This is a genomic window from Streptomyces sp. NBC_00846 (assembly GCF_045207325.1).
Lineage (GTDB): Bacteria > Actinomycetota > Actinomycetes > Streptomycetales > Streptomycetaceae > Streptomyces.
The window spans coordinates 3027021-3050149 of record NZ_CP108846.1; the positions used below are offsets into that span (position 1 = coordinate 3027021).

Consider the following 23129-nt stretch of genomic DNA (forward strand, 5'->3'; position numbering starts at 1 on the left):
TCGCACGCGAAATCCAGGAGGAAATTTCTTGCCAGCCGAATTCGTCACACCTGACCCCCAGGACGTCGTCAACGCACTGGGAGTCGAACCAGAGATCACTGGGGAGACTCAGAGGACTGTAAATCTCGCCGATGTCACAGGCGAAGACTTGACATTGTCGTACGACGCAGTCGGACAGTCGGTAACTGTACGCTGGTGCACACCATCCGGCAAGGTCATTTTGAATCTGTTCAGAGAAGGTGCGATTCTTCTCCGCGTTCAGGAGGGAGATGGCGAGACAAAAATCGTCGTGGAATTCGAAACTAGAGACACCACAGGAGAGCTCAGATTGCAGGTATTCCCAGAAGTATCTATCACCGAAACATCGCTCTTCTCGTGAGCCGTTCGTGAAGAGAATAGGGTTCCCTCGCAGCATTCAGGTCAGGGACGGCTCCACTCCCACGTTCCGAAGACTCGCCTTCTCTTAACCACCACGAATCAGCGGAACAGTCCCAACGACAAGCCCCCCCGGGCCAGGGCCAGGGAACCCGACAGCTCGCCTGCTCGCACGCCCCTGACTTCAACTCCTTCAGGAACAGCCCGTCGAGCACCACCCACCCGGTCGCCCGGTCCACGACATCCATCCAGAGCGGGCGAGGCCTCGGGATCCTCCATGGGGACGAGAAGCCACGGGCCGTGCGGGGGTCGGCTGGGCGCCCTGCGGCGTTCTGCAACGCGACCAGCAACTCCCATACCCCCACCTGCCAGTAGTGGGCGAGCAGCACCGTGCATGGGCCCGAAGCCGTGGCCAGCTCCGCGACCCGCTCCAACGCCAGTCGCGCGTAGGAGGCGAGGCCCGCACCGACGCTGCCGGAGGCAGCGAACGCGGCGCCCGCTGCTCCACGGCAAGCTCCCGCAGTGTCGTGAGAAGGAGCTCGCCCAGGGCGAGCGGCGTCGCATCGAAGCGTTCCGCCAACTGATCGGCCACACCAGGGAGTTCGGGCCCCTTGACCGTCAAGGCTACGAAACCGTCCCCTCGGCGGGCCGCCTGGAGACGGGCGGCAAAGGACGCACCGGGGATCGCGGCCAGGCGCCAGTTCACCCTGCGCATACGCGATCAGCGTCCGGGTCCTGGCCAGGGCGGACACCGTCGGCCAAATCGGCTGCCTGCACAGGGCCGGCCGCACCCTGCCTTCCGTCCGACGGCGATGCTCCGGCATCGGCAGAGCGGGGGCCGCGGCGCGGAGCGGCCGTCGAAGGAGGTGGAATTCAAGGACCCGGACACCGGAAAGACCTGGCGCAGGAGGCGTCAACGCAGCTTCAACTGCTCGCGAAGACGGTTCACATGCGCCTGGATGTCGCGTTCGATGCCGGGGGCTGCCTCGGGGGCAGGGTGGGCGGCAGGGCCCGGAGCGGGTTGGCAGCAGGGGCCGCACAGCCCGTCGCGGAACGCCTCGTACTTACCGGGTGCGCCGCATTCGGTGCACTCGACCATCAGACGGCGTACGGGAGAGCCCGGCGCAGCCGGTGCCGGGGTGGCGGGGAGGCGGGGCGGGATCTTGTCGAGGAGGCGACGCCTGACGAAACCGGCGGGCGAGTCGACAGCCGCAGGAAGTCCGGCGGTGAGGGCGTGCGTGAGGTAGTCGGCGTCGACACCGCGTGCGAACCACTCGGCGGCCGTCTGCTCCAGCGCTGTGCAGTCTGCGGCGGAGAGGGCCAAGCGGGGTTCGGTACGGCCGAGTTGAGCCAGGGCGAGGAAGGCGAGCGAGGGGTGCCCCGAGGCACCCTTGGCGCACTTCGGCTCCGCAGTGCGCTGCTGCGGCACGGCCGGGACGGGTGGCGGTACCGCTACGGGTGCGGCCGCTTCGGCCGGGACATCTGCCCGGGGTGCGGCGGGATCGGCAGGGGCCCACTGCGGCGGGGGCGCGATGGCCACTGTGGTCTCCTGCGGTACGGGGCAGCTCTCCTCGGCGGCGAGGAAGGTGGTCCACCACTCGTTGTCGCGGGCTGTGCGGGACCAGAAGGTGCGGGTGACCCAGCGGGCCTGGCCGCCTTCGCCGGTCAGGCACCGTACGTGGCGCAGGTGACCGGCCACTCCCAGGGCCCGCAGCGCACTGCCGACGGCCATCTGCCCGTACAGCGGCTGGCACTTGGCCAGCGACTTGATGTCCATGGCCGCGCCGTCAGGCAGTTTGTCGACGTAGCCCGCGATGTGCCGCTCGCGCTCGGGCAGAAACGTGAAATCGTCGTTGTGGGGCGGGTGCTGGTCCGGTACGGATCGCTTCCCGTAGCCGGGCTTCGCCTTCGGGTACGGGCGCGAGGATGCGGGCGCGCACAGGGCAGGGCTAAGGTTCTGGGTAGCCAAGGGATCGCCTCTTTCGATCTTGAGGTGAGACCCCGGCTCGGTGCTGCTAACACCGCGTCGGGGTCGTTACGTTGGGGGCACCGTAAGCAGTCGCGACTCCGCGCCGCAAGTCGGTCACGATTAGTCATACTTGCTGGCCGTGACGGGTCAGGGCGGGTAGGTAGGTTTCCCCAATCCCCTTCTTTTACCTACCGGTTGTAAGACACGGCTCGGGTACCGAAGCCCGGGCCCCGACGCCCGGATCCCGAAGCTCAAGACTCGGGCGCGGCGCCGTCCCCGTGGCCACGAAAAAGTAGGCGGGCCCCTCCCGGGCCTCGAACCCCGAAGCCCGGTTCCGGAATCCCGGCTCCCGAGGCTCGGGCTGCGGGGGATTCCGTGAGCGCACATGATCATGAACCGTCCAATGCGGTGCTCGCGGTCCACGCCCAGCGGTTCCGTCGCAGATGGCAGGCATCGTCGGCCTCGGGTGCGGTTCGGGTGCGGCGAGGTTTCACACCTTGACGATCTCTACCGTGGGGCCGTAGAGGGGCGCGAGGTCCTCCAGGCCGGAAGTGAGAACGGTGACCGGCCGGGGCACGGCTCCGGCAATATCGGCAAAGGCGGCGTCGATGGCGTACTTGCGGCCATGGAGGTGGTGGGCGCGACCCACGAACATCGCCCAAGCGGGTGGGTGAACAGACTTGGGTACCAACCATGCCTGAAACGACAGGATCCCGGTCCGACGATGATCGTCGGACCGGGATCCTTAATGTGCGGTGGACCTGTGGGGATTTGAACCCCAGACCCCCTCGATGCGAACGAGGTGCGCTACCAGACTGCGCCACAGGCCCTTGCAACGAGTGAAACTCTAGCACCCCCGCGGGGGTGCTCGGAAATCCGTTACGTGCTGGTCAGCCGAGTCTGTGTCGCAGCGGGGGACGGCGGTCTCACTCGTTGGCGGCACGAGGGCGTTCCCCGTCCTCGTACTGGTCGAAGAGCGGGGTCCGGCCGCGGTCTCGGGTGCGGCGGGACTGGTTGGTGCGCTGGCGCGGTGCCGGGTCGACGGAAGGTGCCGCGGCGTGCGAGGTGCCCGTCCGGGTGGGTTCCGCGGCGCTGGAGCGGGCCGCGCTCCAGGCCTCCGGGTTGCCGACCTCGACGCCGCCCGTGGCGCGCGGGGCGACCGGGGCGGTGACGTACGTCGGCAGCGGGACCGGGACGGGCTCCCAGCTGTCACCCTGGCCCCGGCCGCGTTCGCGCTGCTGGTCGACCCATTCCGCGTGGTCCGTCTGCTCGACCAGGGCGCGGCGGCCGGCCTCCTGCGGGGAGACCGCGGGTGCGGGCTCGGGCTCGGGGCGGCGCGCCTCGGGCTCCTCGTCGGCCTCTGCGGGGGCCGACGCGGCCGGCTGGTGCCTGCGGGGGCGGTTCTCGCGCAGATGCTGCGCCGCGACCTCGGCCCGCCGCCGGTCCATGGTGAAGGCGAACCGGCGCCGCTCCTGGGCGCGCAGATGCACGATGTACGTGCTCAGCAGCACCGCCGGAACCGCGGGCGCCCACAGGAAGCCGAGTCCGCCGACCGCCGCGACGATCGCGCCGAGAGTGAAGGCGAGGAAGAGGACGACAGTGGTACGCCGACGGCGCGCGAGGACCTGCAGGCGCTGGGCGTGCCGGATCCGCTCGGCGTCCGCCCCGCCCGGGCGCGGGCGCGGGCGCGCGCGCCGTGCGGATGCGGGGCGTTCCCGGTCCGTGCGCTCGGGCGGATGTGCCGGGTCGTGCAACCGGGCTTCGGTATGCGCCGGAGGCGCGGCGAAGGCCCGGACGTCCACGGAATCCATACGGTCCGTGTCGACGTCCGGGTCGGCGTCGGGCCCCGCCTCCTCGGCGGTGCGCTCCCGCAACTCCTTGGCGTACCGGCGTTCCATCGCCGCCCGTCCGGACAGCAGCCGGATGGCGGTACTGAAGCGTTCCGTCGGACGGGCTTCGTTGAGCTCGTCCTGCCTGCGGAGCCACATCGGCACCAAGTAGGCGGCCCAGGCCCCGACGATGACTGCGTAGATGAGGCCGCTGCTGCTCACGTCTCACACCGTAGAGGGGTTTACCCGGAGGCATCCGCCAATTGGCCCGGTGTGTCGCACGATCCGGCTGATCTCAAAGACTTTTTTTGTGATTGTTCAGATCGGCGGCGCATGTTTGCGCGTTCATTTGTGGTCACGCGCCGATCGATATCGAACACTTATTTCATTTCCGTGGTGTTCCGGGTCGTGCCTGGTGCCAACGCCGGAGCAGCCCCTCGGGCACTTCCTCCGCGGTGAGCGCGTAGATCAGATGGTCCCGCCAGGCGCCGTCGATGTGGAGATAGCGCGGACGCAGGCCTTCCTCACGGAATCCCAGTTTCTCGACGACCCTTCTGCTGGGCCGGTTCTCCGGACGAATGCACACCTCGATGCGGTGCAGTCCGACCCTTTGGAAGCAGTGGTCGGCCGCGAGGGCGACGGCTGTCGGCATCACACCGCGGCCCGCCACGTCCTGGTCGACCCAGTAGCCGACATGGCCCGAGCACATCGAGCCCCAGGTGATGCCGGCGACCGTCAGCTGGCCGACCAGCCGGCCCTCGTACTCGATGACGAAGGGCAGCATCCGGCCCGCGTTGGCCTCCAGGCGCAGATGACGGACCATCTGACGGTAGGTGGGGCGCTGGGCCACCGGGCCGCCCGGGGCGGGCGGCGGCACGGTCGCCTCCCAGGGACGCAGCCAGTCACGGTTGCGCCGGTTGACCTCGCGCCACATGCGCTGGTCGCGCAGTTTCACCGGGCGAAGGGTGACCGCTCCGTCCGTAAGGACCACCGGCCAGGTCGGGACGTTCAGCTCGGGCTCCCGGGTCGGGGGTGATCGCCGCCGCGAAGCTGGTCGACGGCGTGCACCAGGAGACGTTCGAGGACGGCGAGGCCGTCGCGCACCCCGCCGGTGGAGCCCGGCAGGTTCACGATGAGTGTGCGGTCGGCGACGCCCGCGAGGCCCCGGGAGAGCGCGGCGGTGGGCACCTTGTCGCGGCCCTCGGCGCGGATCGCCTCGGGGATGCCGGGGATCTCGTGGTCGAGGACGCGACGGGTGGCGTCGGGGGTGCGGTCGGTGGGCGAGATGCCCGTACCTCCGGTGGTGACGATGACGTCGTACCCGGCGGCCACGCCGGCGCGCAGCGCCTGTTCGACCGGGTCGCCGTCGGGCACGACCCGCGGTCCGTCGACGGCGAAGCCGAGCCGCGTGAGCGCCTCGGAGATCAGGGGGCCGCCCTTGTCCGCGTAGACCCCGGCAAAGGCGCGGTTCGACGCGGTCACGACGAGGGCCGCGTACGGGGCGGTCAGCGCGCCACCGAGCGGAGGCTCGGCCGGTCGGCCGGCGCCGGACTGCCCGGTTCCGGACGTTGCGTTCTCGTCCGGCCCGCCGGGGGCTGCCGCGTCGGGCGCCGTCACGCGTCCGCTCCGTCCGGCGCGGTGCGCCGGTACTCGCCGGACTTGCCGCCCGACTTCGACTCGACCCGCACGTCCGTGATGACCGCCGCCCTGTCGACCGCCTTGACCATGTCGATCACGGTGAGCGCGGCGACCGAGACGGCCGTCAGGGCCTCCATCTCGACGCCGGTGCGGTCCGTGGTCTTCACCGTGGCGAGGATCTCCACCGCGTCGTCGGCGACGCTCAGCTCGACCTTGACGCCGGAGACGGCGAGCGGGTGGCAGAGCGGAATCAGCTCGGGGGTGCGCTTGGCGCCCATGATCCCGGCGATCCGGGCGGTGGCGAGGGCGTCGCCCTTGGGTACGCCTTCGCCGCGGAGCAGCTCGATGACGCGCGGCGAGACGAGGACCCGGCCACTGGCGCTGGCGGCGCGCGCGGTGACGGCCTTCTCCGAGACGTCGACCATGCGGGCCGCGCCCGCCTCGTCGATGTGCGTCAGCCTGTTCTGCGTACTCAACTCACTCCGCCTCGCGGTAGGGCGCCGGTTGTCCGACCGGCCCGCACCACTGGTGCGGGCCGAGGGGCCCGGGGGTGTCCCCGGGACGGCACAGCGGCAGATACCGTACCGCCACCGCCCGGGGATCAGCGGAGCAGGATCACCTCGGTGTCCGTGCCGGGTTCGGCGGAGGTGACGTCCTCGGGCAGCACGATCAGCGCGTCCGCCTGTGCGAGGGCCGCGATCAGATGCGATCCGGAGCCGCCGACGGGGGTGACGGTGCCGGCCTCCGCGTCGTACGTACCGCGCAGGAACTGGCGCCGGCCGGCCGGTGAGGAGAGCGCCTTGTCGGTGTTCAGCGTGGCCCGGGCGGTGGGACGGTTCACGTCCTGAAGACCCATCAGGGCGCGGATCGCGGGCCGTACGAACAGCTCGAAGGAGACGTACGACGAGACGGGGTTGCCCGGGAGCGCCAGCAGCGGGGTGTGGTCGGGGCCGATCGAGCCGAAGCCCTGCGGCTTGCCGGGCTGCATGGCCAGCTTGCGGAAGTCGATGCCGCTGCCGGGCTCGTCCTCGTCGCCCATCGAGGACAGGGCTTCCTTGACGACGTCGTACGCGCCGACGCTGACGCCACCGGTGGTGACGACGATGTCGGCGCGGATCAGCTGGTCCTCGATCGTGGCGCGGAGCGTGTCGGCGTCGTCGGTGACGGCGCCGACCCGGTAGGCGATCGCTCCGGCGTCCCGGGCGGCGGCCGTGAGCGCGAAGCTGTTGGAGTCGTAGATCCGGCCGCCGGTCAGCTCCTCGCCGGGCTGCACCAGCTCGCTGCCGGTCGAGATGACGACGACGCGCGGCCGGGGCCGCACCTTCACCGTGGAACGGCCGATCGCGGCGAGCAGACCGATCTGGGGCGGGCCGATCACCGACCCGGCGCTCAGGGCCAGATCGCCCGGCCTGACGTCGCTGCCGCGGTCCCTGACATGGGCGCGGGCCTCGACGGAGCGGTGGACGCGGACCTCGCCGCCCGCACCCTCCGGGGCGTCTCGGTGGGCGCGCATCGTGTCGGCCGGGCCGCCGCCCGTACCCCCGTCGGTCCACTCGACCGGGACCACGGCCTCGGCGCCCTCCGGCAGCGGGGCGCCGGTCATGATGCGGGCGGCCTCACCGGGGCCGACGCGCCGGTCCCCGGGCAGCCCGTCGCTGCCGGCCGCGATGTCACCGATGACGGTGAGCACCGCGGGGAACTCCTCGTCGGCGCCCTCGACATCGGCGACGCGGACCGCGTACCCGTCCATCGAGCTGTTGTCGAAGGGGGGCAGGGCGATCTCCACGACGACATCCTCGACGAGGACGCAGCCCTGCGCATCGTGCAGTTGCAGCTCGATGGGTTCGAGCGGTCGCACCGCGCCGAGAATGTCTTCCAGGTGCTCGTCCACCGACCAGATCGTGCTGCTCAAGGTGCTACAACTCCTCGGTGACGTAACTGCGGAGCCAGGTCCTGAAGTCCGGGCCCAGGTCTTCACGTTCGCACGCGAGTCTGACAATGGCACGGAGGTAGTCGCTCCGGTCACCGGTGTCATAGCGGCGCCCCTTGAAGACGACGCCGTGCACGGGGCCGCCGATCTTCTCGTCCTCGGCGAGGATTTGCAGGGCGTCGGTCAGCTGGATCTCGCCGCCGCGCCCCGGCTCGGTCCTGCGCAGTATGCCGAAGACGGCGGGGTCGAGGACGTAGCGGCCGATGATGGCGAGGTTGCTGGGTGCTTCCGCCCTGTCGGGCTTCTCGACGAGGCCGGTGACGCGCACCACATCGCCCTCGGCGGTGGGCTCCACGGCCGCGCAGCCGTACATGTGGATCTGCTCCGGCGCGACCTCCATCAGCGCGACGACGCTGCCGCCCTCGCGCTCCTGGATCTCGACCATGCGGGCCAGCAGCGGGTCGCGCGGGTCGATCAGGTCGTCGCCGAGGAGGACCGCGAACGGCTGGTCGCCGACGTGCGGCGAGGCGCACAGCACGGCGTGACCGAGACCGCGCGGATCGCCCTGCCGGACGTAGTGAATGGTGGCCAGGTCGCTCGACTCCTGGACCTTCTGGAGCCGTTCGGCGTCTCCCTTGCGGGTGAGCGCGGACTCCAGTTCGTAGTTGCGGTCGAAGTGGTCCTCAAGGGGACGCTTGTTGCGGCCGGTGATCATCAGGACGTCGGAGAGGCCGGCGGCCACCGCTTCTTCGACGACGTACTGGATTGCGGGCTTGTCGACGACCGGCAGCATCTCCTTGGGAGTGGCTTTGGTGGCCGGCAGAAAGCGGGTACCGAGTCCTGCCGCCGGGATGACAGCCTTGCTGATCCTGGTGTGCGACTGAGTCATGCGCAGAACCATAACCGGTACGTATGGGCGGAAGATGAGGTTCCGGTTAACTTTGTACGCCTATATGAACCTAAGAGAAATTCAGGTGCCCATTGAATACTGACATGTCACGAAAGGCGCTTCTCCGGCGTGAACTGCTGGCCGCGCGGCGCCTTCTGACCAACGAAGACGTGGACGACGCCGCGGTGGTTCTGTCCCGGGGCGCATTGCGTCTTCCGGAGCTCTCCGGGGCCCGCACCGTCGCCGCGTACGTCTCGGTGGGGAGCGAGCCGGGCACCCGTCCCCTGCTGGACGCACTGCGCGCGCGGGGCGTGCGGGTGCTGCTGCCGGTGCTCCTGGCGGACAACGATCTGGACTGGGCGCCGTACGAGGGAGCCGGCCGTCTGGTCCCGGCCGGTCGCGGACTGCTGGAACCGGACGGCGAACGGCTCGGCCCCGATGCCGTTCTGGACGCCGAGGTGGTCCTGCTGCCGGGTCTCGCGGTGGACCCGCGCGGGATGCGGCTGGGCCGCGGCGGCGGCAGTTACGACCGGGTGCTGGCCCGGCTCGCCGCGGCGGGTGCGCATCCGTTGCTGGTCGTCCTGCTGTACGACGACGAGGTGGTCGCGCGGGTCCCCGAGGAACCGCACGACCACCCCGTGGACGCGGTGGTGACTCCGGCCATGACCCGCCGGACGGGTCCTACGGTTTGAGGGTCAGGGTGTCGGTCGTCGACGCGGCGACGGCGTTGGTCCCGAAGGACCAGCCGAGCAGTTCGCCGTTGACCCACTTGTCGGTCTGATCGGTGTAATGCGCGCTGAACGCGTGCCCGGAGGCGCCGGTGAGGTTGATCCAGCGGGACTTGTCCCAGTCCCCCACGTTGACCACCATCCGCATGGACGGCACCCAGACGACGTCGTAGCCGCCCGCCGCGTTCCAGCCGGTGGCGTTCACCGCGGCCTCGCCGCCGCCGAGGTTCCACGGGCCGCGGTTGAGGGCCCGCTGGAGCAGACCGGGGCCCTCGGTGCCGAGGGTCTGGTTCTTCAGGGTCAGCCGGTGCAGCCGGCCCCAGTTCCAGGTGGTGATGTCCTTGCCGAGCTTGGCGGTCAGCTCCCAGCGGGCGTCTTCCATGGCTCGGGCGAAGAGCTGGTCGCGGTTCTCGGTCGCCTCGGCGCGGCCGCGCTCCGGCGACTTCCACCAGTCGCTCTTCGTGTCCTTCATCAGCCGCTCGACGACCTGGTACCAGCGGTCGCCGCCGTCCGGCTGTGCCGTGTCCGCGTCGCGCCGGCCGCACTCGCGCACCAGCTTGCCCTGCTCGTCGACCGGGCCCGAGTTGTCGGCCCGCGGCACGTACAGGCACTCGCCCTTGACCCGCAGCTCCTTGGGCAGCTTGTCGCCGAAGGCCAGCTTCAGGATGTTGCGCCAGACCGCGTTGAAGTACGCGGCGGCGGCCGAGTCGGGCTCCTGGGTGTAGTCCCAGCCCTCCAGCAGCTTCTGCGCCTCGCGGACACTCTTGTCCGAGATGTTGATCTTCATCAGCTCGGGCACCAGCAGCGCGGCGATCTCGCTGGTGTTGTCCATCTGCATCTTCTGCATGTCTTCGGTCGAGATCTTCCCGCCGCCCTTGATCTTCGACTCGATGAGGTCGTTGATCCGCTGGCTGCGGGAGCCGTAACCCCAGTCCTTGGTGAGCATGGGGGCGTACGTGTTCTCGTCGATGACGGCCTGGTTGGCGGTGACGATGTAGCCGCGCTTCGGGTCGTACCCGTGGGGCAGCTCGTCGAACGGGACCGGGTCCTTCTTCCAGCCGTGCTCCGAGGACCAGCCGGGGCTGGGCATCGTGCCGTCGCCCTGGAGGCGGACCGGGATCTTTCCGGGTGCCTGGTAGCCGATGTGGCCCTTGGTGTCGGCGTAGATGAGGTTCTGCGAGGGAACCTCGAAGTGCGCGGCCGCCTTGCGGAAGGACGGGAAGTCCTTGGCCCGGTTGAGCTCGAAGACGGCGTCCATGGAGTGGCCGGGGTCCAGCGCGGTCCACTTCAGGGCGACCGCGTAACCCTCGGCCCGGTCGGGGGCCGCGTTGGCGACGGGGGCCTTCTGGCCGACCTTCTCCAGTTCGCTGCTGCGGTCGGAGACCAGCGGACCGTTGTTGGTCTCGCGGACGGTGATCTGCCGGCTCTTGCCGCCCGCGACCTTGATGGTCTCCTCGCGGACGGTGAAGGGCTCGACCTTGCCGTCGTACAGGTAGCCGTCGCCGGAGACCTTCTCCAGGAAGAGGTCGGTGACGTCCGCGCCGAGGTTGGTGAAGCCCCAGGCGATGTCCTGGTTGTGGCCGATGACCACGCCCGGCATGCCGGAGAAGGTGTAGCCGGCGGTGTCGTACTGGCACTTCGCCGAGATCTGGCGGCAGTGCAGCCCCATCTGGTACCAGAGCGAGGGCAGCTGCGGCGCCAGGTGCGGGTCGTTGGCGAGCAGCGGATTGCCGGTCGTCGTGTACTTGCCGGAGACCACCCAGGAGTTGGACCCGATGCCGGTCCCGTTCGGGCCGAGGAGCGCCGGGATCTGGTCGAGGGTGTCGGAGAGCGAGGAGAGCTGGGTGTTCAGGCCCTCGGTGGCGCCCACCACGGTGTTCGAGCCGAGGCTCGTCGACGGTGTCGCGTCCGGGTCGAACTTCCCGGTGACCGGGGAGATCGCGCCCCCGTCGACGATCGGCTTGTGCTTGTCGTACGGGTAGGCCGGGTACAGGTCCTCGATCTGCTTCGCGTCGAGCCTGCTGGTCATCAGCGAGCGGTCGATCTCGTCCTGCATGTTGCCGCGCAGGTCCCAGGCCATGGCCTTGAGCCAGGCGACGGAGTCGACCGGGGTCCACTCGGCCGGCTTGTAGTCGTTGGTGAAGCCGAGGGCGGCGTACTCGACGGAGATGTCCTTGCCGTCGCGCCCCTTCAGGTAGGCGTTGACGCCGTCCGCGTACGCCTGGAGGTTCTTCTTGGTGTCCGGGGACAGGACCTTGTCGTACTCCTCCTGCGCGACCTTGTGCCAGCCGAGCGTGCGCAGGAAGGAGTCCGTCTCGACCTGGCCGGAACCGAACATCTCGGAGAGCCGGCCCGCCGTCATGTGGCGGCGGACGTCCATCTCCCAGAAGCGGTCCTGCGCCTGCACGAAGCCCTGGGCGCGGAAGAGATCGGTGTCGGAGTCCGCGTACAGCTGCGGGATTCCGTAGGAGTCGCGCTTGACGTCGACGTTGCCGTCGAGGCCGTCGAGCTTCAGCGACCCGGTCGTCTGCGGGTACGAGGCCCGCACGGTCGATACGGACCAGAACGCGCCGTACCCGATACCCGCGACAAGCGCCAGCACCAGAACGATCACGAACAGGCGGGCACGTCGCCCCTTCTTCCTGCCGGTCTTCCCACCGGCGGAACCGGTGGTGCCGGAAGAGGCAGTTGTGTTGGCGGGCATCGCTGTCCTTCGAGGGGCAGGTGGTCCTGGGAGTGCAGGAGCAACCATAGGCGCAGCACCGGGGCGGCTCTGACGCGGCATAGGAATGATTCGAATTCCACAGCGATCGCACGAACGCTCGAGCGCGTCAAGAAAGCGTTAAAGATTAGGTAAGGTAACGAAGTGTCGGCGGGGAACAGCCGATGCCGAAGGTCGATTCGGCAGGCGTACGCAGGGAAGGAACGGCCACTGACTGTCCACGCGCTCAACGAACTCCTGCTCGTCTGCTCACTCGTCCTGCTCGTCGCGGTGGCGGCGGTGCGCATCTCGTCCCGCAGCGGGCTCCCCAGCCTGCTCCTGTACCTGGGCATCGGGATCGCCATAGGGCAGGACGGCATCTTCGACGTCACGTTCAACAACGCCGAACTGACCCAGGTGATCGGCTATGCCGCACTGGTCGTGATCCTCGCCGAGGGTGGCCTGGGCACGAAGTGGAAAGAGATCAAGCCCGCGCTGCCGGCCGCGGCGATACTCTCGACCGTCGGCGTCGCGGTGAGTGTCGGCGTCACCGCGGCCGGGGCCCATTACCTGGTCGGCCTGGACTGGCGGCAGTCACTGATCATCGGCGCGGTCGTCTCGTCGACGGACGCCGCCGCGGTCTTCTCCGTCCTGCGCAAGGTGCCGCTGCCCGCCCGCATCACGGGTGTACTGGAGGCCGAGTCCGGCTTCAACGACGCCCCTGTGGTGATCCTGGTGGTGGCCTTCTCGGCCAAGGGATCGGTGGACAGCTGGTACGTACTGGTCGGCGAGATAGCCCTGGAACTCGCGATCGGCGCGGCCGTCGGTCTCGCCGTCGGCTGGCTCGGCTCGTTCGGACTGCGCCATGTCGCGTTGCCCGCGTCCGGCCTGTACCCGATCGCCGTGATGGCGATCGCGGTGTCCGCGTACGCGGCGGGCGCCATGGCCCACGGCAGCGGCTTCCTCGCCGTCTACCTGGCCGCGGTGATCCTCGGCAACGCCAAGCTGCCGCACTGGCCCGCCACCCGCGGATTCGCCGACGGGCTCGGCTGGCTGGCCCAGATCGGCATGTTCGTACTGCTCGGACTTCTGGTCACGCCGCACGATCTGTACGCCGACTTCTGGCCCGCGGTCATCGTGGGACTGGTCCTGACCGTGGTCGCACGGCCGCTGGAGGTCTTCATCTCGCTGGCGCCGTTCCGGCTGCCGTGGCAGGAGAAGGCGCTCATGTCCTGGGCGGGGCTGCGCGGCGCCGTACCCATCATCCTGGCGACCATTCCGATGGTGTCCGGAATCGAGGGCTCCACCCGGGTCTTCAACATCGTCTTCGTGCTCGTCATCGTCTACACCGTCATCCAGGGACCGACCCTGCCCTGGCTGGCGAAGGCACTGAAGATCGCCGAGGATCCGGCCGAGGCATCCGACCTGGGCATCGAATCGGCGCCGCTGGAGCGGTTGCGCGGCCATCTGCTGTCGGTGGCGATCCCCGGGAAGTCGAAGATGCACGGCGTGGAGATCGGGGAGCTGCGGTTGCCCGCCGGAGCCGCGGTCACGCTGGTCGTACGGGACGGGAAGAGCTTCGTACCGGCGCCGTCGACCGCACTGCGGCACGGCGACGAACTGCTGGTGGTCACCACCGACCCGGTGCGTGACGCCGCGGAGGAACGGCTGCGCGCGGTCGGCGAGGGCGGCAAGCTCGCGGGCTGGCTGGGGACGACCGGCACGGGCGGCGAAAGCCTCGCCGGGAGCCATGTGGCACAGGATGTGGCACACGCGCTCAAGACCGTGACGAAGCGCGGGAAGACCGACGGACCGAAAGCGCACCAGTGAGATTCCTGCGTCACCTGAGACTCCTGCGTCCCGTGATGCTCCTACGTCACCGGGGGTGAAGGTGGCCGCGGGTCAAGGGCTCATGTGCTGCCGATCCGAGGCGGGGCAATCCCAAGCGGGGGCGGAGGCCCACTGCACATTCAGAGGTGTGCGGGGGCGTCCGCCTGTATCATCAAGGATGCCTGTTCGGCCCTTACTACGGACGGGACCGGTCGGCCCGACGACCGACCCGAACACCCCCACGCGAACGCTCCACACAAACACCCCACTCGAACGACCAACTCGAACGACCAACTCTGCCTGATGCAGAGCTGGCGCGACCGTATGGCGGTCGTGGCGTCCTCCGCCTCTGCTGAGCGCCCGGCATCTACCGCAGTTCCGCGCGAAGAGGACAGCTCTCGGCAGCACCCGTACGCGCCCGCACCACCCGTGCCGGCCGGCTCCGGGAGCTCTGCCACCAGGCGGCAGAAAGGCATGGACCGTGGCATCCACGGTCTCCGACCGCCCCGGTTACGGGCAGTTGCTGCGCACCCCCGGTGCGTGGACGTTTCTCCTTCCGGGCTTCGCCGCACGGCAGCCCTTCGCGATGCTGACGATCGGCATCGTGCTCCTGGTTCAGCACACCACCGGCTCGTACGGCAGCGCGGGCTCCGTCGCCGCCGTGACCGGTGTCTCCATGGCCCTGTTCGCGCCGCAGACCGGCAAGCTCGCCGACCGTTTCGGCCAGCGCGCCGTGCTGCTGCCCGGTGTCCTGGTGCACGCGGCGTCCGTGTCGGCACTGGCGGCGCTCGCGCTGGCGGACGCGCCCCTGTGGGTGCTGTTCGTGGCTGCCGTTCCGACCGGTGCGTCGGTTCCGCAGGTCGGGCCGATGGTCCGGGCCCGCTGGGCGGCCCTGCTGGGCGCGGCACCGGGCCGCGAGGCTTCACCGTTGCTGTCCACCGCGGCCGCGTTCGAATCGGTGACGGACGAGTTCACCTTCGTCATCGGCCCGGTGCTCGCCACCGCACTGTGCACGGGGGTGCACCCGGCGGCAGGCCTGATCACGGAGGCCGGCCTGACCCTGGTCGGCGGACTGCTCTTCGCCGCGCAGCGCCGCACCCAGCCCGCGGTGCGCAACGCCGCGCCCGGCACCTCCCGGCGGCACGCGTCCGCACTGTCCGTACCGGGTGTCCGGGTGCTCGCGGTGGCCTTCCTGGGGATCGGCGCGGTCTTCGGCGGCATGCAGGTCTCGCTGACCGCCTTCGCCGAGGAGATCGGCCGGCCGGGGGCGAACGGCCTGCTGTACGGGGTCTTCGCGGCCGGCAACATGCTGGCCGGTATCGCCTGTGGCGCCATCGCCTGGAAGATCGGACCGCGGCGGCGGCTGATCGTCGGGTACGCGGCGCTGACCCTGACCGCGTCCGGACTGTGGGCGGTGCACTCCGTGCCGCTGCTGGCCGGGCTCGGACTGCTGGTCGGGCTGTCCATCGCCCCGGCCCTGATCAGCGGCTACACGTTGGTGGAGGCATTGGTTCCGGACTCCGCCCGGACCGAGGCGTTCACCTGGCTGACGGGCTCGGTCGCCCTCGGCCAGGCGGCTGCGGTGACGGTCGCCGGACGGCTCGCGGACGTCCACGGCGCGAGCACCGGTTTCGTCGTGCCACTGGTCGGGACCGTACTCGCACTGGTCATACTCGTCGCGCTGCGTTCGAGGCTGGCACCGGCCCGCGCGACCGTCACGGCCGCGCGTGGTGCGGTTCGCCGCGATGCTGTCACGGCCGGAGAATGACGATTCCCGCGCTCGAATCACTCGAATTTCATGGGAACCGCGGAAGCCACTGGAACGACTGGAACCGCGGAGTCGGCGGGATGCGCCGGTGTGACTCATACGGACTCCTGCGGGCTCGGGCGCCGCATGATGTGGCAGCCTTCTCACCCGGGCCGACGGCCCTCACGACGGCCGAACCCTGACCGCTGCCCACCGGGCAGGTGACAGACGTTACTGCAGACAGCGGCCCGCAGCAGTTACCATGGACGACTGTTAGCACTCATCGAGTGAGAGTGCCAGGAGGAAGACAAGTGCCGACCTATCAGTACCAGTGCACCGAATGCGGCGAGGGCCTCGAGGCGGTGCAGAAGTTCACCGATGATGCCCTGACCGTGTGCCCGAGCTGCGAAGGACGCCTGAAGAAGGTGTTCTCGGCGGTAGGCATTGTCTTCAAGGGTTCCGGTTTCTACCGGAACGACAGCCGTGGCTCCTCGTCGAGCAGCGCGTCGTCCTCGGCGAAGGCGACCGGTTCCGATTCGTCGTCGACGGGGTCGGACGCGAAGTCGTCCGCCTCCTCCTCGGCTGCCGCGTCCTCGTCGTCGTCCTCTTCTTCGACTTCGACGTCTTCTTCGTCCTCTTCGTCCTCGACGAGTGGTACGTCGGCCGCCTGACCCGCACCGCACCTCCCCGGGGACCCCGCCGATCCGTTCGGCGGGGTCCCCGGCGTTTTTCAGCGCCGCTACTGTGATCGCATGGCGAACGCAGAGATCGGTGTCATCGGCGGCTCGGGCCTGTACTCCTTCCTGGAGGACGTCACGGAGCTGCGTGTGGACACCCCGTACGGACAGCCGAGCGACTCCCTCTTCCTGGGCGAGGTCGGCGGCCGCCGGGTCGCCTTCCTTCCCCGCCACGGACGCGGCCACCATCTGCCGCCGCACCGCATCAACTACCGGGCCAACATGTGGGCGCTGCGTTCCGTCGGCGTACGACAGGTACTCGGCCCGTGCGCGGTGGGCGGACTGCGTCCGGAGTACGGACCGGGCACGCTGCTCGTACCCGACCAGATGGTGGACCGCACCAAGGCTCGTACGCAGACGTTCTACGACGGGGAGATCCGGGCCGATGGCGCGGAGTCGAATGTCCTGCATCTGGGCTTCGCCGACCCGTACTGCCCCGAGGGGCGCAGGGCCGCGCTGACGGCGGCTCGCGCGAAGCGCTGGGAGCCGGTGGACGGCGGGACGCTGGTGGTCGTCGAGGGGCCGCGCTTCTCGACCCGGGCGGAGTCGCGCTGGCATGCGGCGATGGGCTGGTCGGTGGTCGGGATGACGGGGCACCCGGAGGCGATCCTCGCCCGTGAACTGGGCCTCTGCTACACGACGATGACGCTGGTGACGGACCTGGACGCCGGGGCGGAGGCCGGGGAGGGCGTCTCGCACGGCGATGTGCTGAAGGTGTTCGCGGCCAATGTGGACCGGCTGCGCGCAGTGCTCTTCGGCGTGGTGGCCGCGCTGCCCGCCGAGGCGGACCGCGACTGCCCGTGCTCGCGTGCGCTGGACGGGCTGGAGACGGGGATCGAACTTCCTTAGCCGGGGCAGTCGGGGCAGTCGGGGCAGTCGGGGCGGCCAGGGGCCGGGGGGCGACCCGGAGGTGGCCGGGTGACGGAGTTATCCACAAAACCGGGGCTGTCCACAGGCTTCGGCGGGAAATTCACGGACGGTGGATCGTGAGGGCTGTTCGTCCGAAACTCCTCACGCCAGGTGGTGCTGACCATGTTCCCGTCGTCACAGACACCCCACTCCTCCCCGCCGTCCCCGCCGTCCCCGCCGTCCCCGCCGTCCCCGCCGTCCCCGCCGTCCCCGCTGTTCCCGCCATCCCCGCTGTTCCCGTCGCGCTCCGGGCGGTCCGCTCCGACGATGGCTCCAGGTCCTCCGGCATCTGCTCCCCCGCCGTGTGGCGTGCCCGCGTTCGAACCGTTGCGGGTGCGCGGAGGCGGTGGGCACCGATTGCGGCGGGCACTGTGGCGGCAACGCCACACCATGGCCGCCGGACTGGCCCTGACTGCTGCGGCGCTGGCCGCGACGGGGCTGGGCGGGAGCGGCGGGGGCAGCGATTCCGGGCATGGTGCGGGAGCAGAGGCAGGGGGTGCGGCCGGGGCGGCGGCGGAGCGGGCGCGGGGGACGGCTCCGTTGGTGTCCGCACCGGTCCGGATCGCGGATGCGGGGACGGTGCGGCTGTTACGGCCGGGCGACCGCGTCGATGTCATCGCCGCCGAGAGAACCGGATCCGACGCCCGGGTGCTGGCGAAGGGCGCGCGAGTGGTGGACGTACCGCAGGCCCCGGCCGAGGGTTCCGCGGAGGACGGTGCGTTGATCGTGCTGTCCGTACCGCGGGGCACGGCCGCGTCGCTGGCCGGTGCGGGCATCTCCGCCAGGCTGGCGGTGACCCTGTGCTGAAGCGTACTGATGGATGGTCAGTATCAGGACCCTGCGGGGCTCGGTGCGCGGGAGAACCGACAGCAGCGTCGTCGGACCACCACGGAGCGGGGGCTCAGATGTGGTGGGGCGGCTTCTCGTCGAGGAAGCGTGCCAGATCGGCGGCGCTGCCGCCGGCCGGGGCCCGCTCGCCCCACCCTCGGTCCGTATCGTCCGCGGACTGCTGGTCCAGCGGATCGTCGAAGATCAGAGCCGGTTCGGGTTTCGGCTGTTCCGGCTGGGACGGCTTCGAATCGCGCGGGCCGGGGGCGGGGGCGGTGCTCATGCATCCAGGGTACGGCGACGGCCCGCGGCACGGCGGCCGTCAGCCGGACGTCTGTGATCAGAGGAACGTCGACGGTCAGAGGAACGTCGACGGTCAGCGGTCCTTCGGGGGCGGGCAGCCACAGCCCGAGGACGACGAGGAACGACGGACAGAGGAAACCGGCGCCCCACCAGGCCGTGCCGGTGTTGCCCTCCGTCCACGCGTCGACGATGACGGTCGGGCCCCGGAGCTGTCCGATGACGACGGTCATGGCCAGAACCAGCCAGGCCGTCAGTTTCGAGGAGCGTTCTCTCTCCTGCCCGGCCTTGAACATGCGCCGGGCATGGTACGCGGAGACCCAGCCAGTGCGACCGTCCAGTCGCCCGCGTCGAAGGCGCGCGGCACCCCGGCGGCGAGGACGAGCACGCCGGTGATCTGCACGGACGTGACCTGGCGGTGCTGCGGATCGTCGGTGTTCATCTGGGGATACGGATACTTCCTGATCTTCGGCTCCGCGGCCGCGACCGGCTCGGACCTCGAGCTCGCGGTGGAGGAGGCCGTGGGTCCCAACGACGGTGGCCACCGCCGCGGCGACCGTGCCCTCCGCGCTCTTCCTGCTGACGATGTGGGCGCTGCACGCCCGCCGCTTCACGCGCGATCTCGCGGAGCAACTGCCCCTCCCCGTGGCCGCGCCGGCGATCCTGGCCTGTACGTTCGCCGGGGAGTGGGCCGTGTTCGCGGCCGGCCTGATGGCTGCGGCGACCGTGGCCGTGGGGGTGCTGCTGTCCCGGCGGCCCGCGGTGGCGGGGTGAGCACACAGATGTGGCGCGGCACCCCGGCGGACGGCGAGTGGTGAGTTGCCAGTGGTGAAACCTGTGAGGAGCGCGTGATGACGCAAGAACCGCACGAGCCGACCGGCCTCTCCGCCGTGCAGCACACGCCGCCGCCGTCCGCCGGGCCGCTCGACGCGCTCACCGATGTGGCCGGGCTGCGCGTCGGCCATGCGCAGGTGCCGGGCGCGGGCGCGCTGAGCGGCACCACCGTCGTCCTCGCCCCCGAGGGCGGCGCGATCGCGGCCGTCGACGTACGCGGTGGCGGCCCCGGCACCCGGGAGACGGACGCGCTCGATCCGCGCAATCTGGTGCAGCGCATCGATGCGGTCGTCCTGACGGGCGGCAGCGCGTACGGACTGGACGCGGCGTCCGGCGTGATGGCCTGGCTGGAGGAACAGGGTCGCGGAGTGCGGGTCGGGCCCGATCCGGCGCAGGTGGTGCCGGTCGTTCCGGCCGCGTGCGTCTTCGACCTGGGGCGGGGCGGCGACTGGCGGGCCCGCCCGGACGCGTCGACCGGTCGCGCGGCGGTGGTGGACGCGGCGGGTACGGAGACCGGGGCGCCGGTCGCCGAGGGGAATGTCGGCGCCGGTACGGGGGCGGTCGCCGGGCAGCTCAAGGGCGGGGTCGGCACGGCAAGCGTGCGGCTGGCGTCCGGGATCACGGTGGGCGCGCTCGTCGTGGTGAACGCGGCGGGTTCGGTGATCGATCCGGGGACCGGAGTGCTGTACGGGGAGTACGGCGCCGCCGAACCTCCGGTACCCCCCGCGCCCGAGGTCCACCGTGCGGCGCGACAGCGCCTGGCCGAGGCCCGGGAGGCGACCCCGCTCAACACCACGCTCGCGGTCGTCGCCACGGACGCCGACCTCACCCGGGCCCAGGCGCAGAAGCTCGCGGGTACGGCGCACGACGGACTGGCGCGCGCCGTCCGCCCCGTGCATCTGCTGACCGATGGGGACACCGTTTTCGCGCTGGCCACCGGCGTCCGGTCACTGGATCCGCAGAACCCGATCGCGCTCAACGACCTCCTGGCGGCGGGCGCGGACGCGCTGACCCGTGCCATCGTGAAGGCCGTCCGCGCAGCTCAGAGCGTCAATGGCCGCCCCGGCGAGGGCGGCTACCCCGCGTACAGTGATCTCTACGGCGCGAGCCGGTCCCCATCACGGCCGTCGCCGCAAAGCCGCCCGGACCTCGACTCACCTGCCGGGTAAGAAAGTTCGGACGAACCGCCAGGAACCATCTGCGTGCGTCATACGTTTTCCTGAACCCCGGTCACGATGTCAGACCCAGGGACTACGTTAAGCACGCATCAAGTAACACGCGGCGACGGCCTGGAGACAGCACCTTGAGCGATCCGTACGAGACAACCGAGCAGCACCTCGAGCGACTCCTGCGACGGGCACTCAACTCTTTCGACCTGCCCGACAGCACGGTCGAGAGACTCGGTACCGCACTCGCCCACAGCAGTTCCCTGCACTCCTCGCACCACAGTTCCGTACTCCACCGCGAGACCTACCGACACACATATCTGCTGTCCGACGGCACCCCCCTCACCCTGTGGGAGCTGGTGCACGGCGGTCCGCGGAGCCCGATGAACCCGATGAACCCGATGAACCCGCGCTCCCGGACGGAGCCCGACCTCCGGCACCACGAGCTGTACGACGACGAGACCGATGCCCATATCGCCGCCGCGCGGCTGACCGGCGGCTTCGGTGACGTCCCGGCGTTCGGGGAGGACGGGCCGCAGGGCGACCTGGAGATACTCACGGTCCTGATGGCGGCTCCCCCGGTCCCGCTGCCCCGGACGTACGCCCCTGACAACTCCGCCGACCATGCCCGCCGCGTCCTGCGCCGCGCGGAGAACAGCGACTGCCCCGGTGAGGAGACCGCCCGGCTGCTGCGCGCCGCGTTCGCCCACCACATCACCCAGGTCTTCGGCCGGCAGTGCCAGGTGGACGGGCGGGACGCCGGATTCACGCTGTACGAGCACGCCTTCCTGCTCCTCGACGGCAGCGAGACGAGCCTGTGGGAGGTCGAGCACACGGCCACGCCGGACGGCCGCCACATGTGCGAGGTGTACGGCGACGAGGACTCCGCGCGCGGGGCCATGGAGAGCCGCACACGCATCTGCTGACCCGAGGCGACCCGAGGGGACCCGGGCGAGAAGCGGCGAGGAGTAAACGGCGACGGTGCCCGCACCCCCTCGGGGGATGCGGGCACCGTCGCCCTTCTCCACGCCGGAGCAACGCCGGAGCATCAGGGAGTGAAGGCGGGCTCCTTGCCGAGCCCGGGCTTGTCCACGGCGTGCGCGGATCCGGCCAGGGTGTCCGGAGCGTCGTCCGCATGCCCGTGATCCACGGCTTCGTCCGTGGCGTCCGCGCCCTCGCCGCCGCCCTCCGCGTGCCGCCGCGGCCGGGCGGGCAGCGCGAACATCACCAGGAAGATCACCGCGAGCACCCCGGCCACCCACCACAGCGAGTGCTGGAACCCCTCCGCGAAGGCCGGGCCCATCTGCTGCGGCGTCAGCCGGTCCCCGATCGAACTGAAGAAGACGACCGAGACCAGTCCGAGCCCGAGCGCGTTGCCCATCTGCTGCACGGTGTTGATCAGCCCGGAGGCCGAACCGGAGTGTTCCTTGGGCACCTCGGACAGCACCATGTCCGTCAGCGGGGCCACGATCAGGCCCATGCCGGCGCCCATGACCACGAGCGGCAGCGCCATCTGCCAGGACGTGATGCCCATGCCGTACCGGTCGGACTCCCAGATGTAGAGGAGCAGGCCGATGATCATCAGCAGCGCGCCGGTCTGGAGGACCTTACGGCCGAAGCGGGGCACCAGCTTCTGTACGGAGATCCCGGCGGCGAACGAGACGGCGATCGAGAACGGGATACCGGTCGTGCCGGCCCGCAGCGCGCTCCAGCCGAGCCCCTTCTGCATGTACAGCGTCCAGACCAGGAAGAAGATGCCGAGGCCGACGCCGAAGGCCAGCTGCACGGCGATGCCCGCCGCGAAGCTCTTGACCCGGAACAGCGACAGTTCCACGAGCGGCGAACCGTCCTTGCGCGCCTTCTGCCGCTCGAACACCACCAGGACCAGGAACACCAGCAGGCTGCCGATCATCGACGCATGGCCCCACAGCGGCCAGCCCAGCTCGCGGCCACGGGTCAGCGGGTAGATCAGCATCAGGAGCCCCAGCGTCACCAGGGCGACGCCGATCAGGTCGAGCCGGAGCGCCTTCGGCGCCTTGGATTCGGTGATGAACTTCCGGCCCAGGACGAGGCCGACGAGGCCGACCGGCAGGTTGATCAGGAAGATCGGCCGCCATTGAAGACCGGCGATGTTCCACTCGGTGAGCAGCGCACCCAGCAGCGGTCCGAGCACGGCGCCGAGGCCGACGATCGCACCGAAGAGGCCGAAGACCTTGCCGCGCTCGTGTGCCGGGAAGGTGGCGTGCACGATCGACAGCACCTGCGGAACCATCAGCGCGGCGGTGCCGCCCTGGAGGATGCGGGAGGCGACCAGCATCTCCGGATTCATCGCGAATCCGCAGAGTGCGGAGGCCAGCGTGAAACCGCCTATGCCGATGAGGAACAGCCGCTTGCGGCCGTAGATGTCGCCCAGTCGGCCGCCGGTGATCAGCCCGGCCGCGAAGGCCAGGGCGTACCCGGCGGTGATCCACTGGATCGAGCTGAACGAGGCGCCGATGTCCTTCTGGATGCTCGGGACGGCGATGTTGACAATCGTGACGTCGACCAGGTCCATGAAGGCCGCGGTCATCACGATGGCGAGCGCGAACCAGCGTCGCCGGTCCGACGGGTCCGAGGACACCGTGGGCCCGGATGCCGTGGACGGCAGAGATGCGGAAGAAGTCATGAGAAGAAGCTAAACATCCATTAGGACAGGTCATGACCCAATGGACGGGCAACC

22 protein-coding genes, 1 tRNA gene and 1 pseudogene are annotated in these 23129 nt (G+C 70.1%); 10 read left to right on the top strand and 14 right to left on the bottom strand.

All coding sequences use genetic code 11. The features are described 5' to 3' along the window. The first annotated feature begins 28 nt into the window (after nt 1-28). Nucleotides 29-379, top strand: a complete 351-nt coding sequence (locus tag OG936_RS13930) for a hypothetical protein (protein WP_406494951.1) — start codon at nt 29-31, stop codon at nt 377-379. 909 nt (nt 380-1288) lie between these two features. Here OG936_RS13930 and OG936_RS13935 read toward each other — a convergent pair. The 9 genes from OG936_RS13935 to galU all read right to left on the bottom strand — a co-directional run bounded on the left by OG936_RS13935 (nt 1289) and on the right by galU (nt 8630). Beyond that, entirely contained in the window at nt 1289-2344 is a 1056-nt protein-coding gene (locus OG936_RS13935) for a MarR family transcriptional regulator (RefSeq protein WP_406494952.1), read from the bottom strand. Nucleotides 2345-2834: 490 nt separating this feature from the next. Further along, nucleotides 2835-2999, bottom strand: coding sequence for a hypothetical protein (locus tag OG936_RS13940; RefSeq protein WP_406494953.1), 165 nt, complete (start codon nt 2997-2999; stop codon nt 2835-2837). A gap of 101 nt (nt 3000-3100) precedes the next feature. Continuing rightward, nucleotides 3101-3174: transfer RNA gene (locus tag OG936_RS13945), tRNA-Ala, on the bottom strand. A 96-nt stretch (nt 3175-3270) separates the two neighbouring features. Then, entirely contained in the window at nt 3271-4395 is a 1125-nt protein-coding gene (gene glpR / locus OG936_RS13950; protein WP_406494954.1) for a gephyrin-like molybdotransferase receptor GlpR, read from the bottom strand. A 163-nt stretch (nt 4396-4558) separates the two neighbouring features. Beyond that, entirely contained in the window at nt 4559-5164 is a 606-nt protein-coding gene (locus OG936_RS13955) for a GNAT family N-acetyltransferase (protein WP_406494956.1), read from the bottom strand. Between the two features lie 17 nt (nt 5165-5181). After that, entirely contained in the window at nt 5182-5682 is a 501-nt protein-coding gene (locus OG936_RS13960) for a molybdenum cofactor biosynthesis protein B (protein WP_406500434.1), read from the bottom strand. Between the two features lie 104 nt (nt 5683-5786). Beyond that, nucleotides 5787-6287: a cyclic pyranopterin monophosphate synthase MoaC gene (moaC, locus tag OG936_RS13965; RefSeq protein WP_383761890.1), complete on the bottom strand. Its 501-nt coding sequence runs from the start codon at nt 6285-6287 to the stop codon at nt 5787-5789. Nucleotides 6288-6412: 125 nt separating this feature from the next. Beyond that, nucleotides 6413-7723 carry a gephyrin-like molybdotransferase Glp gene (glp, locus tag OG936_RS13970; protein WP_327349729.1) on the bottom strand — a complete coding sequence of 437 codons (1311 nt, stop codon included), beginning with the start codon at nt 7721-7723 and terminating at the stop codon, nt 6413-6415. A 4-nt stretch (nt 7724-7727) separates the two neighbouring features. Then, nucleotides 7728-8630, bottom strand: a complete 903-nt coding sequence (gene galU / locus OG936_RS13975; protein WP_406494958.1) for a UTP--glucose-1-phosphate uridylyltransferase GalU — start codon at nt 8628-8630, stop codon at nt 7728-7730. Nucleotides 8631-8734: 104 nt separating this feature from the next. Here galU and OG936_RS13980 point away from each other — a divergent pair, with 104 nt between their 5' ends. Continuing rightward, nucleotides 8735-9322 (top strand): 5-formyltetrahydrofolate cyclo-ligase, encoded by a 588-nt coding sequence (locus tag OG936_RS13980; RefSeq protein WP_406494960.1) that lies wholly within the window; start codon nt 8735-8737, stop codon nt 9320-9322. Here the strand turns inward: OG936_RS13980 and OG936_RS13985 are convergent. Then, nucleotides 9312-12062 (bottom strand): penicillin acylase family protein, encoded by a 2751-nt coding sequence (locus OG936_RS13985; protein ID WP_406494961.1) that lies wholly within the window; start codon nt 12060-12062, stop codon nt 9312-9314. The genes OG936_RS13980 and OG936_RS13985 overlap by 11 nt on opposite strands. A gap of 288 nt (nt 12063-12350) precedes the next feature. Between OG936_RS13985 and OG936_RS13990 the strand changes: the two genes are divergently transcribed. The 5 genes from OG936_RS13990 (at nt 12351) to OG936_RS14010 (ending at nt 18089) form a co-directional block, all read left to right on the top strand. Continuing rightward, on the top strand, nt 12351-13889 hold the full coding sequence (locus OG936_RS13990; protein ID WP_406500435.1) for a potassium/proton antiporter: 1539 nt from the start codon (nt 12351-12353) through the stop codon (nt 13887-13889). A gap of 481 nt (nt 13890-14370) precedes the next feature. Beyond that, nucleotides 14371-15657, top strand: a complete 1287-nt coding sequence (locus OG936_RS13995) for an MFS transporter (protein ID WP_406494963.1) — start codon at nt 14371-14373, stop codon at nt 15655-15657. Nucleotides 15658-15947: 290 nt separating this feature from the next. After that, complete coding sequence (locus tag OG936_RS14000; RefSeq protein ID WP_406494965.1) at nt 15948-16307, top strand: FmdB family zinc ribbon protein; 360 nt, start codon at nt 15948-15950, stop codon at nt 16305-16307. A gap of 81 nt (nt 16308-16388) precedes the next feature. Beyond that, nucleotides 16389-17222, top strand: coding sequence for an S-methyl-5'-thioadenosine phosphorylase (locus tag OG936_RS14005; RefSeq protein WP_383761869.1), 834 nt, complete (start codon nt 16389-16391; stop codon nt 17220-17222). 327 nt (nt 17223-17549) lie between these two features. Further along, entirely contained in the window at nt 17550-18089 is a 540-nt protein-coding gene (locus OG936_RS14010; RefSeq protein WP_406494967.1) for a hypothetical protein, read from the top strand. A 94-nt stretch (nt 18090-18183) separates the two neighbouring features. Here the strand turns inward: OG936_RS14010 and OG936_RS14015 are convergent, their stop codons facing one another. From OG936_RS14015 to OG936_RS14025, 3 genes and pseudogenes are all read right to left on the bottom strand, one after another. Continuing rightward, nucleotides 18184-18393, bottom strand: coding sequence for a hypothetical protein (locus tag OG936_RS14015; RefSeq protein ID WP_383761863.1), 210 nt, complete (start codon nt 18391-18393; stop codon nt 18184-18186). Nucleotides 18394-18496: 103 nt separating this feature from the next. Beyond that, nucleotides 18497-18691: pseudogene (locus OG936_RS14020) on the bottom strand (hypothetical protein); the annotation flags it as partial. Then, nucleotides 18664-18852, bottom strand: coding sequence for a hypothetical protein (locus OG936_RS14025; RefSeq protein ID WP_406494968.1), 189 nt, complete (start codon nt 18850-18852; stop codon nt 18664-18666). The pseudogene OG936_RS14020 and the gene OG936_RS14025, both read right to left, overlap by 28 nt. Before the next feature lie 95 nt (nt 18853-18947). Here OG936_RS14025 and OG936_RS14030 point away from each other — a divergent pair, with 95 nt between their 5' ends. The 3 genes from OG936_RS14030 to OG936_RS14040 all read left to right on the top strand — a co-directional run bounded on the left by OG936_RS14030 (nt 18948) and on the right by OG936_RS14040 (nt 21336). Then, a complete protein-coding gene (locus OG936_RS14030; RefSeq protein WP_406494970.1) occupies nt 18948-19184 on the top strand; it encodes a hypothetical protein in 237 nt (78 codons plus the stop codon). Nucleotides 19185-19261: 77 nt separating this feature from the next. Continuing rightward, the gene (locus OG936_RS14035; RefSeq protein ID WP_406494972.1) at nt 19262-20413 is read left to right on the top strand and encodes a P1 family peptidase; all 1152 of its coding nucleotides are present in this window, start codon (nt 19262-19264) and stop codon (nt 20411-20413) included. 134 nt (nt 20414-20547) lie between these two features. Next, entirely contained in the window at nt 20548-21336 is a 789-nt protein-coding gene (locus OG936_RS14040; RefSeq protein WP_406494973.1) for a DUF6227 family protein, read from the top strand. 122 nt (nt 21337-21458) lie between these two features. On the opposite strand, the gene OG936_RS14045 is transcribed toward OG936_RS14040, so the two are convergent. Continuing rightward, the gene (locus tag OG936_RS14045; protein ID WP_406494974.1) at nt 21459-23075 is read right to left on the bottom strand and encodes an MFS transporter; all 1617 of its coding nucleotides are present in this window, start codon (nt 23073-23075) and stop codon (nt 21459-21461) included. Nucleotides 23076-23129: the final 54 nt, after the last annotated feature.